Origin of the sequence: Kitasatospora sp. CMC57 (assembly GCF_045866025.2) — a bacterium.
Lineage (GTDB): Bacteria > Actinomycetota > Actinomycetes > Streptomycetales > Streptomycetaceae > Kitasatospora.
Genome location: NZ_AP035881.2, coordinates 352,313 through 368,513, shown reverse-complemented (window position 1 = coordinate 368,513; position 16,201 = coordinate 352,313). Strand labels below are relative to the sequence as shown.

21 protein-coding genes are annotated in these 16,201 nt (G+C 72.3%); 9 read left to right on the top strand and 12 right to left on the bottom strand.

Annotated elements, in window-relative coordinates:
• Positions 1–15: 15 nt before the first annotated feature.
• Positions 16–1,563, bottom strand: a complete 1,548-nt coding sequence (locus tag ACKUU6_RS01750) for an MFS transporter (RefSeq protein ID WP_407986587.1) — start codon at positions 1,561–1,563, stop codon at positions 16–18.
• Complete coding sequence (locus tag ACKUU6_RS01745) at positions 1,560–2,114, bottom strand: TetR/AcrR family transcriptional regulator (RefSeq protein WP_407986586.1); 555 nt, start codon at positions 2,112–2,114, stop codon at positions 1,560–1,562. Before ACKUU6_RS01745 ends, ACKUU6_RS01750 begins: the two co-directional genes overlap by 4 nt.
• A 171-nt stretch (positions 2,115–2,285) precedes the next feature.
• Here ACKUU6_RS01745 and ACKUU6_RS01740 point away from each other — a divergent pair, with 171 nt between their 5' ends.
• A complete protein-coding gene (locus ACKUU6_RS01740; protein WP_407986585.1) occupies positions 2,286–2,696 on the top strand; it encodes an SsgA family sporulation/cell division regulator in 411 nt (136 codons plus the stop codon).
• Between the two features lie 134 nt (positions 2,697–2,830).
• Positions 2,831–3,706, top strand: coding sequence for a SigB/SigF/SigG family RNA polymerase sigma factor (locus ACKUU6_RS01735; RefSeq protein ID WP_407986584.1), 876 nt, complete (start codon positions 2,831–2,833; stop codon positions 3,704–3,706).
• A 146-nt stretch (positions 3,707–3,852) separates the two neighbouring features.
• Here ACKUU6_RS01735 and ACKUU6_RS01730 read toward each other — a convergent pair whose 3' ends face one another.
• Positions 3,853–4,218 carry a PRC-barrel domain-containing protein gene (locus ACKUU6_RS01730; protein WP_407986583.1) on the bottom strand — a complete coding sequence of 122 codons (366 nt, stop codon included), beginning with the start codon at positions 4,216–4,218 and terminating at the stop codon, positions 3,853–3,855.
• Positions 4,219–4,446: 228 nt separating this feature from the next.
• Between ACKUU6_RS01730 and ACKUU6_RS01725 the strand changes: the two genes are divergently transcribed.
• Positions 4,447–4,797, top strand: coding sequence for a WhiB family transcriptional regulator (locus ACKUU6_RS01725; protein WP_407986582.1), 351 nt, complete (start codon positions 4,447–4,449; stop codon positions 4,795–4,797).
• Between the two features lie 51 nt (positions 4,798–4,848).
• Positions 4,849–5,937: a mechanosensitive ion channel family protein gene (locus ACKUU6_RS01720; protein ID WP_407986581.1), complete on the top strand. Its 1,089-nt coding sequence runs from the start codon at positions 4,849–4,851 to the stop codon at positions 5,935–5,937.
• Here ACKUU6_RS01720 and ACKUU6_RS01715 read toward each other — a convergent pair.
• A complete protein-coding gene (locus ACKUU6_RS01715) occupies positions 5,879–6,529 on the bottom strand; it encodes a PP2C family protein-serine/threonine phosphatase (protein ID WP_407986580.1) in 651 nt (216 codons plus the stop codon). The two genes, ACKUU6_RS01720 and ACKUU6_RS01715, sit on opposite strands and share 59 nt — an antisense overlap.
• Positions 6,530–6,675: 146 nt before the next feature.
• Here ACKUU6_RS01715 and ACKUU6_RS01710 point away from each other — a divergent pair, with 146 nt between their 5' ends.
• Both ACKUU6_RS01710 and ACKUU6_RS01705 read left to right on the top strand, forming a co-directional pair.
• Entirely contained in the window at positions 6,676–6,954 is a 279-nt protein-coding gene (locus ACKUU6_RS01710) for a hypothetical protein (RefSeq protein ID WP_407986579.1), read from the top strand.
• 323 nt (positions 6,955–7,277) lie between these two features.
• Positions 7,278–7,706, top strand: coding sequence for an SRPBCC family protein (locus ACKUU6_RS01705; RefSeq protein ID WP_407986578.1), 429 nt, complete (start codon positions 7,278–7,280; stop codon positions 7,704–7,706).
• Positions 7,707–7,781: 75 nt separating this feature from the next.
• Here ACKUU6_RS01705 and ACKUU6_RS01700 read toward each other — a convergent pair whose 3' ends face one another.
• From ACKUU6_RS01700 to ACKUU6_RS01670, 7 genes are all read right to left on the bottom strand, one after another.
• On the bottom strand, positions 7,782–8,174 hold the full coding sequence (locus ACKUU6_RS01700; RefSeq protein ID WP_407986577.1) for a cell division protein SepF: 393 nt from the start codon (positions 8,172–8,174) through the stop codon (positions 7,782–7,784).
• 369 nt (positions 8,175–8,543) lie between these two features.
• On the bottom strand, positions 8,544–9,263 hold the full coding sequence (locus ACKUU6_RS01695; RefSeq protein ID WP_407986575.1) for a TVP38/TMEM64 family protein: 720 nt from the start codon (positions 9,261–9,263) through the stop codon (positions 8,544–8,546).
• A 41-nt stretch (positions 9,264–9,304) separates the two neighbouring features.
• Complete coding sequence (locus ACKUU6_RS01690; protein ID WP_407986574.1) at positions 9,305–10,093, bottom strand: alpha/beta fold hydrolase; 789 nt, start codon at positions 10,091–10,093, stop codon at positions 9,305–9,307.
• Positions 10,094–10,142: 49 nt separating this feature from the next.
• Complete coding sequence (locus ACKUU6_RS01685) at positions 10,143–10,652, bottom strand: DinB family protein (RefSeq protein WP_407986573.1); 510 nt, start codon at positions 10,650–10,652, stop codon at positions 10,143–10,145.
• A gap of 111 nt (positions 10,653–10,763) precedes the next feature.
• On the bottom strand, positions 10,764–11,696 hold the full coding sequence (locus tag ACKUU6_RS01680; protein ID WP_407986572.1) for a deoxyribonuclease IV: 933 nt from the start codon (positions 11,694–11,696) through the stop codon (positions 10,764–10,766).
• A 50-nt stretch (positions 11,697–11,746) separates the two neighbouring features.
• Positions 11,747–11,962, bottom strand: coding sequence for a DUF397 domain-containing protein (locus ACKUU6_RS01675; protein WP_407986571.1), 216 nt, complete (start codon positions 11,960–11,962; stop codon positions 11,747–11,749).
• Entirely contained in the window at positions 11,931–12,791 is an 861-nt protein-coding gene (locus ACKUU6_RS01670; RefSeq protein WP_407986570.1) for a helix-turn-helix domain-containing protein, read from the bottom strand. The genes ACKUU6_RS01675 and ACKUU6_RS01670 overlap by 32 nt, the downstream gene beginning before the upstream one ends.
• A 181-nt stretch (positions 12,792–12,972) precedes the next feature.
• Between ACKUU6_RS01670 and ACKUU6_RS01665 the strand changes: the two genes are divergently transcribed.
• Complete coding sequence (locus ACKUU6_RS01665) at positions 12,973–13,167, top strand: hypothetical protein (protein ID WP_407986569.1); 195 nt, start codon at positions 12,973–12,975, stop codon at positions 13,165–13,167.
• 49 nt (positions 13,168–13,216) lie between these two features.
• Here the strand turns inward: ACKUU6_RS01665 and ACKUU6_RS01660 are convergent, their stop codons facing one another.
• Positions 13,217–14,416 (bottom strand): MFS transporter, encoded by a 1,200-nt coding sequence (locus ACKUU6_RS01660; protein WP_407986568.1) that lies wholly within the window; start codon positions 14,414–14,416, stop codon positions 13,217–13,219.
• A gap of 84 nt (positions 14,417–14,500) precedes the next feature.
• On the opposite strand from ACKUU6_RS01660, the gene ACKUU6_RS01655 reads away from it, so the two are divergent.
• Both ACKUU6_RS01655 and ACKUU6_RS01650 read left to right on the top strand, forming a co-directional pair.
• Entirely contained in the window at positions 14,501–15,679 is a 1,179-nt protein-coding gene (locus ACKUU6_RS01655) for an ROK family transcriptional regulator (protein WP_407986566.1), read from the top strand.
• 104 nt (positions 15,680–15,783) lie between these two features.
• Positions 15,784–16,200, top strand: a complete 417-nt coding sequence (locus ACKUU6_RS01650; protein ID WP_407992017.1) for a TOBE domain-containing protein — start codon at positions 15,784–15,786, stop codon at positions 16,198–16,200.
• Position 16,201: the final 1 nt, after the last annotated feature.

The following is a 16,201-nucleotide window of genomic DNA, read 5'->3' as shown; positions in this document are numbered from 1 at the left end:
TTGAGCAGCGGGTGGTCAGTGCACCAGTTCGGACGGCCGCGTGGCTGACGTGTCGTCAGCGGTGCGGCGCCGGAGTAGGTGCCAGGAGAAGGCGGCGGAGCAGAGGAGCAGGGCGGCGGCGATGAAGGCGGCGATGTTCATGCCGTGGACGAAGGCCGTGCGGCCGGCGGTGAGGAACTGGTCGCCGAGGGGGCCGGGGAGGGCGCCCGCCGCCTCGACCGCGTTGCCGAGGGACTCCTTGGCCTGGGCGGTCACGGCGGGGTCGGTGCCGGCCGGGGTGACCAGGGTGGCGGCGTAGATGGCGGTGACCACCGAGCCGACCAGGGCGATGCCGAGGGCGGTGCCGAGCTCGTAGGCGGTCTCCGAGACGGCCGAGGCGGCGCCGGACTTGTCGGCGGGGGCGGCGGTGAGGACCAGGTCGGCGGAGAGGGTGTAGACGATGCCCTCGGCGGTGCCGACGGCCAGGAAGGAGCTGCCGAGCACCAGGTAGCTGCTGTCCTGCCGGACCCAGCCCAGGACGGCGATGCCCAGGCCCATCACCAGCAGGCCGCCGACCAGGGTGACCCGGGCGCCGGTGCGTCGGGCCAGCCGGGCGGTCAGCAGGCCACCGACCACCGCGCCGACGAAGGCAGGGAGTTCGGCCAGTCCGGCGGTCAACGGGGAGTAGCCCCGTACCAGTTGGAGGTACTGCGACATGAAGAAGATCACGCCGGACAGACCGATCAGCGAGGCGAGCGAGCCGAGCACCGCAGCGGTGAAGCGCGGGTCGGTGAACAGCCGGACGTCCAGCAGCGGGGTGGGCAGCCGCAGTTGGCGCCGGACGAAGACGGTCAGCGCGGTGGCGCCGAGCGCGAAGGTGACGGGCACCGGCCAGTGGCCGAGGCCGCCGGCGGCGGCTTCCTTGACGGCGTAGACCACACCGATCACACCGCTCATCGAGAGCAGGACGCTGAACACGTCCCAGTGGCCCGGGTTCGGGTCCCTGGACTCCGGCAGCAGCCAGGCGCCGAGCACCAGGAGCAGGGCCAGGACCGGCAGGTTGAGCAGGAAGACCGAACCCCACCAGAAGTGCTCCAGCAGCACGCCGCCGACCACCGGGCCGAGCGCGGCACCGGCGGTGGCGCCCGCGCCCCAGATGCCGATCGCGGTGGCCCGCTCCCGGGCGTCCGGGAAGAGGCTGCGGATCAGCGAGAGGGTGGACGGCATGATGGTGGCGCCCGCGACGCCGAGCAGTGCCCGGGCGAGGATCAGCCAGCCGGCGCTCGGCGCGTACGCGGCCAGCAGCGAGGCGGCCCCGAAGGCGCTGGAGCCGAGCAGCAGCAGCTTCTTGCGGCCGATCCGGTCGCTGAGCGCACCCATGCTGACCAGCAGGCCGGCCAGGACGAAGGAGTAGCTGTCGCCGATCCAGAGCAACTGGGTGCCGCTGGGGTGGAGGGTCTCGCTGATCGAAGGCAGGGCGAGGGAGAGGACGGTCGCGTCGAGCGCGACCAGGGTCACCGCCAGCACCAGGACGGCGAGGCCGACCCAGCGCTGCCGGAAGGCGGATCGGTCGAGGGTGGTCATGATCGGTCGGGGCTCCTGAGGGCGCCGCCGAGGAAGAGCTCGGCGAGCGAGTAGGCACTGTCACGGGGGGCGAGGCGGCCGTCCTGGACGGCCCAGCCGACGCCGGCCACCAGGTCGAAGAAGGCTTCGCTGAGCCAGCCGGCCGAGAGTTCGATCCGGAACACGCCCTGCTGCTGGCCACGGAGGAAGAGGGCGCGGACCCGTTCGTCCTGGACCTCCCAGAGTTCGTTGATCTCCGGGTCGTCGAAGAGCTGGTTCTCGCCGGCCAGGAAGGCGCAGAGCGCCGCGTCCGGGACGACCGCGTCGACCAGGCGGCGCAGCGCGGCCTCGGCGTCGCCGTCGTCGATCGCGGCGGTGTCCAGGGCGGTGGCGAACTTGCGCAGGCCGAGCGCGCCGACCTCGCGGATCAGTACGTCCCGGCCGGGAAATATCCGGTGCAGGGTGGCCCGGCTGATCCCCGCCGCCCGGGCGATCTCGTCCAGGTGGGCGGTGGGACGGCGGGAGAGCACGCCGACGGCGGCTTCGAGGACGGAGTCACGGTCGGTGGCCATGAGTCGAGTGTAGATCATATGAGACGTTGATGTCTCACGTGAATAACGGGCGGCTCGGGCAGGGCTGTGAGCTGCCAGGTGGTAGCCGCCCCGCCCGAGGTGGCATGAGTCGGGCCGCTCCGGGCAGACGTGGCCCCGCCCCTGTCCGTGCTGCCGCAGAGGACTCCGCCCGTGCAAGAAGTGATCGCCCACGGTGTACCGGCCCTGATGGTCGGCCTGGAACCGCCCCGGATCGAAGTCTGCCTGGAGTACCGGCCCGACGATCCGTACGCGGTGAGCATGCTCGTCGGGGCGCCGGGTGCCCTCGGCGGTTGCCCGGTCGGCTGGGTCTTCGCCCGGCAGCTGTTGGTTGACGGTGTCACGGCCTCGGCGGGCCTGGGGAACGTCCGGGTCCGGCCGTACGACCCCGAGCAGACGGCGGTCGAGCTCAGGGTGGGTGGCGATCTCACCGTGCTGCTGGTCCGGACCTCGGCCGTCCGCCGCTTCCTGGCCGCGACCTACCAGGCGGTGGCCCCGGGAGCGGAGTGGCGGCGGATCGGGTGGGAGGAGGTGTTGGCCCGGCTGACCGAGGACCGCCCCTGAGAGATGGCCGGTAATACGACGGCGAAAGTGGGGTAAAAGTGGACATTGGGTGCCACTTTCCTGGATACAGGCATGCCTGCGGAAGTCGGGGGTAGGCGGCGGTCAACGATGTGTCGGACGACGGAAGGTGTGTCATGGCAGTGTCCAGTGAGACTTCGCTGACTCTCACGTACTCGGCGGGGGCCGGCGCAGCCCGTCTGCCCGAGCTTGCTGATCTTCCGGTGATCGAGAACCCGTCGGCGGTCGCGCCGCAGGACGCGAGGGAGCTGGCCCGGGCGCTGCTGGTGCGACTGGCGGACCTGGAGGAAGGTACGCCGGCGTACTCGTACGTGCGAGGGACGCTGATCGAGCTGAACCTGTCGCTGGTGCGGTACGCGGCGGGGCGGTTCCGGAACGCCAAGGAGCCGATGGACGACATCGTGCAGGTGGGGACGGTCGGGCTGATCAAGGCCATCGACCGGTTCGACCCCGACCGGGGGCTGGAGTTCTCCACCTTCGCGCTGCCGACGATCATCGGTGAGATCAAGCGCCACTTCCGGGACACCACCTGGGCCGCGCACGTGCCTCGGCGGATGCAGGAACTGCGGCTGACGCTGGTGAAGGCGCAGGAGGAGCTGGAGCAGCGGCTGGACCGCGCCCCGACGGTGGCCGAGCTGGCCGAGCGGATGGAGGTGAGCGAGGAGGAGGTCGTGGAGAGCATGACCGCCACCAACGCGCACACGGCCGGCTCGCTGGAGATGCGGCTGGCAGACGACTCCCCGGACAGCACGCTCATGAGGCGGCTGGGCTACGAGGACAGCCGCATCACCCGGGTGGAGGACCTCGAGTCCCTCAAGCCCCTGATCGCGGCCCTTCCGGAGCGGGACCGGCTGGTGCTCTCGCTGCGCTTCGTCGGTGAGCTGACGCAGGCCCAGATCGGTGAGCGGCTCGGCGTCTCGCAGATGCACGTCTCCCGGATGCTCAGCCGCACGCTCGCCAAGCTGCGTGCCGAGCTCACGCCCGAGGACTGACTCCGCGCCGCTCGTGCCGTTGATGCCCGAGCGGCGCCCAGCCGGTGGGCCGCCCCCTCAGGTGGCGGCCCACCGGCTGGGGCCTGTATCCGCCGGGCGGGCCTGATCCGACGCGAATTGTCAGACAGGCCCCAGCACGCGGTCGCTCAGGCGAACGGGCCGTTGTAGAACGGACCGTAGTAGGCGCCGTACTGCTCGCGGTAGGCGGCGTCGCCCTCGTGCTTGTGCGGGTCGAACTCGGGGCTGTTCTTGATCTCGTCCTTGCTGCGGTCCACGTAGACCTTGCGGTCGTTCTCGTCCACGCGCACGATCGTGCCGGCCGGGAGCAGGACGTGCTTGCCGAAGATCCAGGGGCCGGTGTCGACCACGAGGTAGGAGGAGTCGGTCTCCTCGGAGAGTTTGTCGATCTTGCCGATGTGACCGTCGGTGGCCTCGACGTGGTAGCCGATGAGATCGATCCCGGAGATGTGGCCGGAGGTGGAACGGAACTTCCAGATCTCGATGCCGCTCATGCGGTCTTCCTCTCCTAGTGCGCTGCTGCGGGCTGTTCCCGTCGGCGCGTCCTGAGCAGTCGGCTGCCCCCGTCCCCGGACTTCATGCCACCTGATCCGACTGCGGTCGCCTCCCGGGGGTTTGCCCCGGCGGCTATGGGTGAGACGAGTACGCACGGCGCTCCTGTGCGCCGCCAACTCGGCCGTCCTGAAGGGCAGCTGATCCCCACTCGGAGGAGGGAACCGCTGATGACCGACACCTCGCGCCTGCCCGGCGCGCTCGAACACCACTGGGACTGGCAGATACGTGCGGCCTGCCGCCGCCAGGACGCCGCGCTGTTCTTCCACCCTGCGGGTGAACGCGGCGACGCCCACGACGCGCGGGACGAGGCGGCGAAGCGGGTCTGCGGCCGCTGCCCGGTCCGTGCCGCCTGCCTCACGCACGCGTTGCAGGTCCGCGAGCCGTACGGCGTGTGGGGCGGGCTCACCGAGGACGAGCGCGCGGCGCTGCTGCGGCGGAGGGCGAACCGGAGCAAGAGCGCGGACAGGAGCCGGGTCAAGGGCCCGAGCAAGGGCCGGAGCGCCGGCCGGGCCGCCTGACCGGCAGCCGTCGGAGGGAGACGCTTCGTGGTTCTGTGGAGCATTCTGCGCATGTTGGTCCTGGCGGCCGCCTCGGCCCTGGCGGCCTTCGTGGTGGTCAGCGCGGTCGAGTTGACGGCCCGTCGGCTGACGGCGAGACGGCCCGGAGGTGGGGCGCTGCCCTTGGTGCGCAGGTGCCGCAGACCGTTCCTGCTGGCGGCCACCGCCGGACTGATGCTGGCAGGAGAAGCCTCGGCGGGGCTCGCGCCCACGCTCAGGGGTGCCGTGCGGCACGGGCTGGTGCTGCTCTGCCTGGCGGCCTGCGGCTGGTTGGCCGCCCGGCTGATCGCGTTGCTGATCGAGACGGGGGTCCGGCTGTCGGTCCGGCGCCAGGACCCCGGCCGGATCCGCCGGGCCCGCACCCAGGCCGGGATGCTGCGCCGGGTCTGCCAGGCGGTGATCGCGGTGGTCGCGCTGGCCGCGATGCTGATGACCTTCCCGGTGGTCCGGACCCTGGGCACCAGCCTGCTGGCCTCCGCCGGACTGGTCGGCGTGGTGGCCGCGATGGCCGCGCAGAGCACGCTCGGCAACCTGTTCGCGGGGATCCAGATGGCCTTCGGCGACATGGTGCGGATCGGTGACGAGGTGGTGGTGGCGGGGGAGTGGGGCACGGTGGAGGAGATCACGCTCACCTACGTGGTGGTGGCGACCTGGGACCAGCGACGGATCGTCATGCCGGTCTCGTACTTCGCCGGCCGGCCGTTCGAGAACTGGTCCCGCAACGACCCCCGGATCACCGGAACGGCCCTGCTGTACCTGGACCACAGCACCCCGATGGACGAGCTCCGGGCGGAGTTCGACACGCTGCTGGCCAAGTGCGAGCTCTGGGACGGCGAGGGCAGTGCGCTGCAGGTGGTCGACACCACCCCGTCCAGCATCGTGGTGCGCGCCCTGATGACCGCCCGGAACGCCGGTGACGCCTTCGACCTCCGCTGCCACGTGCGTGAGCACCTGGTGGGCTTCCTGCGCGAGCACCATCCGGGTGCCCTGCCGAGGCTGACCGTGGTCGGCTCCGAGGGCTCCGAGGGCTCCGAGCGTGACGTCAGGGCCGACCAGGGTGGGGGTGGAGCGGTACCGGCGGCTGCCACTCGATCATCATGATCGTGGCGTCGTCGGTGAGCACGCTGTCCTGACTGTCCAGCACCGCGTGGATCAGCCGCCGCAACGCCTCCGGCGCGGCCTCGCCGGCCGCGGTGGCCCGGCGGATCACGAAGTCCGCGAAGCGGTTCAGGCCGAACATCTCGTGACCGGTCCCCTTCGCCTCGATGATGCCGTCGGTGAAGGTCAGCACGCGATCGCCCGGCTCCGGCGACGCACTGTGCACCGTGCGGCCGACATCGACCAACTGTGCCAGCCCCAGAGGTGGTTCGGGCGGCGTGTCGAACGCTTCGGGCACCACCTCCTGACCGCGGATCAGCAGCGGCGGCGGGTGGCCGCAGTTGGACCAGTGCAGTGTGCCGCTCGCGAGATCGAGGCGGAGGAACACCCCGGTCGCGAAGCGGTCGGGGAACCACCGCACCATCGCCTCGTCGATCGTGTGCACCAGGCCGGGGAGGTCGGCCCCGTTGCGGCGGGCGTTGCGGCAGGCGGCGAGCGCGACCGCCGCCGTCAGGCCGGAGAGCAGGTCGTGGCCCATGCCGTCGAGCACGGCGGCGTGCAGGACACCTGCGGCCAGCGAGTTGGTCGAACGCATCGCCGCCGAGGTCGTAGGCCGGCTCCAGCACGGCCGTCGACACCACCTGGTCCGTACAGACCGTCCGGGGCGGCAGGAAGGTGCGGACGAGTTCGGCCGGGAGCGTCATCGCCTCGGCGCGGACCCCGCGCGCGTAGGAGTCGCTGGTGTCGCGCTTGGAGGTGATCACCATGGCCAGCAGGGAGGCGAGCATCCGGCAGCGGCGCAGGACCGACTGGTCGAGGCTCGCGGTCTCGACGCACAGCACGCCGAGCCGTTCGGCTCCGTCCACCAGCGGGAAGTGGGCGACCAACCCGCCGTTCGGGTGCTCGTCGACCCGGAGGGTGGAGGTACGGAAGGCCCAGCCCGCCTGGGTGCCCTCGATCGGCAGCGGCCGACCGCCGGCGATGGGGAACAGGATGTTCTGCTGGATGTCGGCGAGGTAGACGACGCTGCCGCCGATCCCGAGCGTCTGGGTGTACCGGTCGGCCAGGGCCGGGACGTCACCGGGCTCCAGGGTGCGGCCCGCGGTGAGGAAGTCCTCGATCAGCTGCTCGCTCGGGTTGAGGGGTTCAGGCGCCATGCCTCCACCCGAACCCAGGTTCCGCCTCCCGGCGCGGTGGTGCCTCCCGCCGCGCCTCCCGGTTCAGCCGGACGGCTCAGCCGGCACGTACCGGCTCGGGACCTGACGCACCGTCGGAGACGGCGGAGTGAACGGATTTTTCAGGGGCAGACGCGTCACGACGGCCTCAGGAAAGGACGAACTGCGATGTCGCACATAGCGGAGTCGGTCGAGGTGGCGGTGCCGCTGATGGCCGCCTACGAGCAGTGGTCACGGGTCACGGCGTTCCCGCGCTACATGCACGGTGTCGAACAGGTCGTGCAGACCTCTGACACGACGGTGCACTGGGTGGCCGGGGTGGACGGCGTGCAGCGCGAGTTCGAGACGGAGATCACCGAACGGGTGCCCGGCGAGCGGATCGCCTGGCGGTCCGTCAGCGGCACCGAGCAGTCGGGCGTGGTGACCTTCCACGCGCTGGGTGACCGGCAGACCCGGGTGATGATCCAGCTCGACCACACGCCGCACGGGGTGCTGGACACCATCGGCGACCGGCTCGGCTTCGTCGCCCACGAGGTGCACCGCTGCCTCCAGGACTTCAAGCAGCACGTCGAGAGCGACCCCGCGCAGCCCGGCTGATGCGCGGTTCGGCAGCCGGTGGAGCGGCGGCGGGCCCGGAACGACCGTGGAGGTCGTTCCGGGCCCGTCCGGTTGTCAGCTCTGGTTGTAGAAGCCGGTCTCGTCGAGCGGACGGTCGATCACCATCACCTCGACGTCGGCCGGGGTGAGCAGGAAGACCCGGCGGGCGATCCGCTCGATCCCGCCCTGGGTGCCGAAGACCAGGCCGGAGGCGAAGTCCACCATCCGCTTGGCCTCGGCGCCGGTCATCTCGGTCAGGTCCATCACCACCGGGACGCCCGCGCGGATGTGCTCGCCGACGGTGCGGGCCGCCTCGAAGCCGGTCGGCTTCAGGGAGATGATCTTCGCCGGGGCGGGGACGGCCACGGCCGACTCCTGGGTGGCCCACGAATCCTCGTAGACCGCGGCGGGGTAGTTTCCGGAGGGCATCAGCCACCCGTTGTGGTGCTCGTCGCGAAGTGCTCCCATTGCCGCGCCTCCCTCTCTCGTCCCGTACTCGTCCCCCCGGGCGACCACGTCAACTGACGCGTCATCCATCCGTCGGAACTGTCCGAGTATCGCACTGATCACCGCTTCGGTGCCCGTTCGCGACCGCCGTGCGGGGCGTGGCTCGCGGGACAACCCGGATTTTCCGGGCATCTCCTGCGACGTCGCTGCTCGCCGAACGGTTCCGCGCGTAGACCATATCGGTGTGCGTCAGGCCACAGTTGACTGCTCGTCAACAGTCCTGTAACGGATTCACCCACCGGTCGTGTCGCCCGATCGGCCTCCGGGGCCGGGCCGACGGTTCCATCCTGGCGGATCGCACCGACAGGGGACAGTGAATTCGACGGTGCGTCAGCGACCGGGTGACGGCACGGCGGAGAGAGCCGGTGCCTCGTCGGTGGCCGGCCCGGTAGCCGGACCGGTGGCCTGCTGTCGGCGGGCGGCCCGGTACGCCCGCCAGGCGGACACCAGGGTGAACAGGCACATCAGCACGATCAGCGCGGCCGAGATCAGGAAGGCCGGTGAGTCCGGGTGGCCGGAGCTGGCCCCGGCGATGACGTACGCGGCCGTGCCCGGCGCCACACCCAGTGCAGTGGCGACGGTGTACGGCAGGACCCGGACCCCGGAGAAGGCGGCGGCGTAGTTGGCGGCCTGGAACGGCACCCCGGGGACCACCCGGACCAGCAGCATGCTGCGGAAGCCGTGCTCGCTGAGCCGCCGGTCCAGGGCGGAGACGATCCTGCCGCGCAGCAGCGGCCGCACCGCGTCCCGGCCGAGGGCCCGCCCGAGCCAGAAGCCGAGCAGCGCGCCCAGCGTGGTCGCCGCGACGGCCACCGGTACGCCTTGGGCGGTGCCGAGCACCATGCCTGCGGCACCGTTCAGGGCGGGTTTCGGCACGAAGGCGAGCGTGGCCACCGCGTAGACCAGCAGGAAGACCGGGATCGGTACGCCGTCCCGCAGCAGGTCGATCGGGTTCCAGAGCAGCAGGCTGCCGGCGGCCGCCGCGAGGACCGCGAGCAACGCCCCCAAGCGGAACCACGGCGACCGGACCACGCGCGACACGACAGGCATCGGGTGAGTCTACTTTCCGCCCGGACGGCCGATCACACCGCTCAGGCCCCGGCGAGGAAGGGGAGCAGGGCGGCGAGCAGCTCGGCGGGCGCGTCGAGCGGGATCAGGTGGGCCGCAGTGGGGAACTCGACCAGGCGGGCGCCCGGGATCCCGGCGGCGTACCGGCGGGAGATCTGCTGGTAGTCCGCGACGTCCAGCAGGCCGATGCCGACCAGGGTGGGCACGGTGACGGTGGCCAGGTCGACGGGATGGACGCCCTGCGAGTGCTCGCCGCGGGCGTCCTGGTGCACGAGCGAGGTCCGGACCGGGCCCCTCAGTCGCTCGGCCAGGTCCGGGGCGACCTCCGCCCAGCTTCGGGACGGACCGCGCAGCCACATGTCGAGGTTGACCGAGACGGCGGCCTCCGGATCGCCCGCCGCCAGCGCCGCCGTCTCGGCCTCGTCGTACGCCACCAGCTCCGCCGACCAGTCGTACCCGGGCCAGTGCGCGGCCAGCATGGTCAGTGACCTGACCCGTTCCGGATGGTCGTGCGCGAAGCCGAGGGCGATCCGGCCGCCCCAGGAGGTGCCGACCAGGTCCGCCCGCTGGTGGCCGAGGTGGTCCAGCAGGCGGCGAAGGTCGTCGGTGTCGCGGTACGGACCGGCCGGGCGAGCGGACTCCCCGAAGCCGCGCAGGTCGTACCTGATCACGGTGTGCCGCTCGGCGAGCGCGGGCGCCACGCGGTCCCAGAGCTGGTGGTCGGTGACGCCGGCGTGCACCAGGAGGACGGGTGAGCCCTCGCCGGTGACGGTGTACGCGAGGTGGCCGAGGTCGTCGGCGAGGGTGATCATCCGCAGATGATCGCACCGCCTCCGGGGCAGTGCCAGCGGTTATCGCAGGTCAGGCACCCACGGTGCCGTCGACGCCCTCGCGGAGGAAGTCGGCGTGCCCGTTGTGGCGGCCGTACTCCAGCAGGACGTGCACCATCACCATCCGCAGCGAGACCTCCTCCTCCCACCTCGGCTGGTAGCCCGCCAGGTCGAGTGACTCGGCGGCCAGCTCTATCCGGCGGGAGTTCGCGACCTCGGCCTCCCAGGCGCCGAAGGCCTCCTCCCGGGTGGAGTTGCTCGCGTCGTAGGCGGCCTGGAAGTCGATCTTGTCGGACCAGACCATCGGTGCGTCGTGGTCCTGGAAGACCCGGCGGAACCAGGCACGTTCGACCTCGGCCAGGTGCCGGACCAGGCCGAGCAGGGTGAGGGTTGAGGGCGGCATCGAGCGCTGCCGCAGCTCCTCGTCGGTGAGCCCCGCGCACTTCATCGCGAGGGTCGCCCGCTGGTAGTCCAGGAAGGCGCGCAGCATCTCGCGCTCGGTGCCGAAGTTCGGGGGGCCGATCCGGGTGTCGTCGGTCACTGCTCGTGCTCCTCGTCGGTGCTGATGGGGCGACGCTGGCGCGTCCGTACTGGAGAGCCGGGCCCAGTATCGCGGTCAGCTGCCGGACGGGATCAGGCGGGTGACCCGCCGTCAGCTGCGGAGCTGCTTGAGCAGGGCGATGTCGGCCGCGTGCTTGGCGCCTTCGACGCGGGCCGGGTCGTGGCGGCCGTCGGGAGTCTCGATGATCAGCGGGACGCCCTCGGTGGCGGGGTGGGCGAGCAGGCGGCCGAAGGCGGCGGCGCCGATGTGGCCCGCGCCGATGTTGGCGTGGCGGTCCTTGCGGGCACCGGTGACGTCCATCGAGTCGTTGGCGTGGATCAGCCGGAGGCGGCCGGGGCCGACGGCGGCCAGCAGGGTGTCGAGGAGTTCGGTGACGCCCTCGGGGGCGGCCAGGTCGTGCCCGGCGGCGAAGGCGTGGCAGGTGTCCAGGCAGACGCCGACCCTGGGGTGGTGGTCGAGCGCCTCCAGGTAGGCGGCCAGGTCCTCCATCCGGGAGCAGAGCGAACTGCCCTGCCCGGCGGTGGGTTCCAGCAGCAGCCAGGGGGCGTCCTCGCCGAGCGCGTCCAGCCGGTCCAGCAGGGGTCGGACGTCCGTGCGGACCTGGGCCATCGCGGCCGCGTACCGGGAGCCGCCGTCGGCGGCCCGGCCGACGGCCGAGCCGGTGTGCACCACCACGCCGAGCGCGCCGATGCCGTGGCCGCGCTCCAGGGAGTGCCAGAGCGACTCGGCGGAGCGCTCCCGGGTGGCGGTGGAGTCGGAACCGAAGTTGATCAGGTACGGCGCGTGCACGTACGCCGGGATGGCGGCGGCCGCGCAGGCCTCGCGGAACTCCGCGTCCCGTGCCGGAGTCCCGGCCGGCGTGGCCCAGCCGCGCGGGTTGGCGACGAAGACCTGGACAGCCTCCGCGCCGACCCGCTCCGCGTACGCCAGCCCGGTGCCGACCAGCCCGCGACCGGCCACCGGCACATGGGCGCCGACGGGGTTGCGGGTGGCGGGAACGGGCGGCTGAGCTGCGGTGTTCATGGCCACGAGGGTAGCGGGGGCACCGCCGTGGCCGTCGGGCGTGAGGGGGATCAGACCTCCTGGGTGGCCGCCCAGCCCGCGAAGGCGGCCCAGGCGGCGGCCGGGAACTCCAGGTGCGGGCCCGCCGGGTTCTTGGAGTCGCGGACCGGGACGACGCCGTGCGAGGCCGCGAGGTTCAGCGCCGGCTGGACGCAGTTGCCTCCGGAGGCCCCGCTGTAGCTGGACGACTGCCAGTCAGCCCGGTTCAGCTCGGTGCTCGTCAGCATGGTGTTGGTGCTCCTTCGCTACCTTTTCAACGAGGTTCAGCGACGCTTCCGGTGACAGGGCGTCAGCCCGTGCCAGGTCGTAGGAGAGCCGCAACTCTCGTACCGTGTCGGGGTGTTCGATCAGCACACCGGCGTGCGGCGCCTCGACGTACCCCGTGTCGGGGATCCCGTCCGCAAAGGACATTAGCGTCATGGACCCCTCCAGCAACGCGTGCGCACCCCTGGAGGTCTCCAGCACCTGGATCACGACCTTCCTTGACCGGACGAGATCAACCAGGTGTCCCAACTGATCAGCCATCGTGCCGAATCCGCCCACCGGGCGACGAATGGCATTTTCCGCCAGAAGCCACCACAACAACGGACGTGTTGGACCACGGAGCAGCTCCTGACGGCCCAGCCGGGCGGCCACCTTCTCCTCGATGGTCTCCGGCGGGGCCAGCGGCAGCCCCGCCTCGAAGACCGCCCGCATGTACCCCTCGGTCTGCCCGAGGCCGGGGATCAGCTCGCCGCCGTACTCCAGCATCTGGCAGGCCCGGGGCTCCAGTTCGGCGTACGACTTGAAGAAGCCGGGGAACTGGCCGCGGGTGATGTGCGGCCAGAGCTTGGAGAAGATCCCACCGGTCTCCAGTGCCCCGTCGAGCCGCTCGGCGAACTCCCGGGTCGGGGTGCGGCGGCCGGTCTCTATCTGCCCGACCAGCGATCCGGTGTACCCGAGCACCTCACCCAGGTTCTCCTGGCTGAGCCGGGCCCGGGAGCGGTGTTCGCGCAGTTCGGAGCCGAACAGGGCCAGCATCGATTCGGAGGGGTCGAGTTCGCGTGGGCCGGGCATGTGTCGGTGCTTCCCCCTGGTCGGCGGGCCCGGCCGAGAGGGCGGTCGGGTCTGTCGGCTGGACTGTTGGACCGTCAACCCTGGTGGCGGTCGCTCTCCGTGTCGATGCTGTTACCAAGCTAGTCGATCGGGATCACCGTCGGCGGGGCAACGAGGCAGAGCGCGACAGCGGAGGTCGGCCATGGGTGAGTTGGCGGAACGGATCCAGGAACGGGCCCGGCCCGGGTGGACGGCGGGGGAGGGCCGGGGGTTCGACCGGGCCGAGTACGTCTCCGGCTCGGCGCTCTCCTTCGGCGAGTGTGGCTGCCCGATGCCGGAGTGCCCGATCCGGGCCGGGGACGGGGAGCGGCTGAGGCTGGACCGGGGGACGCGGTAGCGCCCGCCACCGCCGAGGGGGCGCGAGGCCGGCGCCCCACGCCCTGCCGCTACGCCGTGCGTACGCTCCGGCGGTCCGGGTCGTCGCTCGGCGCCGTTTCCGGGGAGGGGCTCCGGCGGAGGGCGCCCGCGCCGAGCACCAGCGCGGCGGTCAGTGCGGTGACCACCGTGAAGGAGACGGTCAGTGAGGTGGTCTGGGCAATCAGGCCGACCACGGCGGGGGCGACGAGGCCGGAGGTGTACGTGACGGTGGCGACGCCCGCGATCGCCCGGTTTGGGTTGCCGCCGGTGCGCCCGGCCGCCGCGAAGGCGAGCGGGACCACCACCGCGATGCCGATGCCGATCAGGGCGAAGCCGGGGATGGCCAGTACGGGCGAGTCGGAGCCGATCACCAGCAGGCCGCCCAGGGTGGCGACGCAGCCGCTCGCCCGGACCGCCCGGACCGGGCCGAGCCGGCGGACCAGCAGGTCGCCCGTCAGCCGGGCCGCCGTCATGGTGGCGGCGAAGGCGGTGAAGCTGGCCGCCGCGACGGTCGGCGAGGCGCCGGTGACGTCCCGCAGGTAGACGCCGCCCCAGTCCATGCTGGCGCCCTCGGCGAAGACCGCGCAGAAGCCGACCAGGCCGATCGCCAGCGCCGAGCGCGGCGGCAGGGCGAACCGCGGCGGCGCGGCCTCGCCCTCGGCCGGCCGGACGTCGATCAGCGCGCCGCAGACCGACCAGCCCAGCACCGCGAGGACCACCGCGGTGACCGCCAACTGCGCCCGGGCGTCGAGCTGCTGATGCGCCGCCAGCATGCCGAAGCCGGAGGCGACCAGGCCGCCCGCGCTCCACATGCCGTGCAGGCCGGACATGATCGAGCGGCCGAGCCGCTGCTCCACCTCCACGCCCTGGGCGTTCATCGCCACGTCGGCCATCCCCGCGGCGCCGCCGTAGACGAGCAGGGCGAGGCAGAGGGCGGCCAGGCCGGGCGAGAGCGCGGGCAGGGCGAGGGAGAGGCACCAGAGCACCAGCAGGCCCCGGACGGCCGCCCGCGCGCCGTACCTGTGGACCACCCGCCCGGCCAGCGGCATGGACAGTGAGGCGCCGAGCGCGGGGGCGACCAGGGCCAGGCCGAGCTGACCCGCACTCAGGCCGAGGTGGTCCTGGATCCACGGGATCCGGGTGACGAAGCTGCCGGCGACCGACCCGTGCACGGCGAAGACCAGGGCGATGCGCACCCTGGCCCTGCGGGCCTGCTGGTCACTGTCCATGACGTGATTTTCCCCTTCTGGCTGACTGTCCGACAAACTATCAGGCAGGTACCCTGATAGATAGCTCTGGAAGGATGCCTCCTCATGACCATCGCGCGCACGGCCACGCCGAGCACCGCCCGTGCCATCAACGACCGACTGGCCCTGGAGCTACTGCTCGCCCACGGCCCTCTCACCGCGCCCGAACTGCGGACCCTGACCGGTCTGTCCCGTCCCACCGTGGCCGATCTGCTGGAGCGGTTGCAGCGCGGGGGACTGGTGGCCGTGGCCGGCGAGAGCGGTGAGCAGCGGCGCGGCCCGAACGCCCGGCTGTACGCGCTGGTGGCCGACCGCGCGCACCTGGGAGCCATCGACGTCCGCTCCACCGGGGTCTCACTGGTGATCGCCGACCTGACCGGCCGTACGCTGGCCACCGCCGAAATCCCGGCCGGCCCCGGGCACGGCGGGGACCTGGTCGAGCGCACCGTCCAAGCGCTGCTCGACGCCGCCGCGCGGGTCGGGGCCGGGCAGCTGCACACCGTCGCGGTCGGCGCCCCCGGGATGGTCGACCCGGCCACCGGGGTGCTGAACAACTCCGGCCAACTGCCGCGCTGGCACGCCGAGCTGCTGGAAGCGCTCCGGGCGTGGCCGGAGACCGAGGTGATCCTGGAGAACGAGGTCAACCTGGCCGGGATAGCCGAGCACCGGATCGGCGCCGCGCAGGGCCGGGAGGACTTCGTGCTGCTCTGGCTCGGCCACGGCGTCGGCGCCTCGGTGGTGCTGAACGGCCGGCTGCGCCGGGGTGCGTCCGGCGGCACCGGGGAGATCGGCTTCCTGCCGGTCCCCGGTACCGGCATGCTGCCCAATGCGGTGGGGTGCGACGGCGGCTTCCACTCGCTGGTGGCCGCCGCGGCGATCTGCGAGCTGGCCAGGACGCACGGGCTGGCCGTCCCCGAGGGCGGCCCGGTCGAGCAGGCGGAGGGGGCGCTGAGGCTCGCCCTGAAGACGGGCGCGACGGCCTTCCTGGACGAGCTGGCCGAGCGGATCGCCGTCGGGGTGGCCGCCGTCTGCGTGGTGATCGACCCCGGCTGCGTGGTGCTCGGTGGTGAGATCGGCCGGGCCGGTGGCGCCGCGCTGGCCGCGCTGGTGGAACGACGGCTGGCCGGTCTGTCACCGTTCCGGACCGAGGTGCGGGCGGGAGCGGCCGGAGGCGGGGCGGTGCTCGCCGGGGCGGTGCTGACGGCGGGCGACGCGGTCCGGCGGGACCTGTTCGGCGAGCCCTGACAGGGGGCGGTGCCGGAGGGCGGCTGACGGGTCGTTGGCTGACCAGCGCCCCGATGCGGCAGGATGGCGGCGACAGCCACGAGCAGCAGCACACGGGAGCAGCCATGGGCCAGGCCGACCGGCCGGTCAATCCGTACCGCATCGGCGAGGCCGCCGCGATGCTGGGTGTCAGCGCCGACACCGTGCGCCGCTGGGTGGACGCCGGACGGCTGGCCGCCGAGCGGGACGAGCACGGGCACCGGATCGTCGCCGGGGCCGAGCTGGCCGCCTTCGCCCGTGAGCTGGCCAAGCCGGAGAACGCCGAGCCGGAGGGCCGTCCTTCGTCGGCCAGGAACCGGTTCCCCGGCATCGTGACGAACGTGGTGCTCGGTGACGTGGCCGCGCAGGTGGAGATCCAGGCCGGTCCGTTCCGGGTGGTCTCGCTGATCAGCCGGGAGTCCGCCGAGGAGCTGAACCTGGTGCCGGGCGCCCCGGCCACCGCCGTGATCAAGTCCACCAACGTCGTGGTCGAGCGGAGCTGAC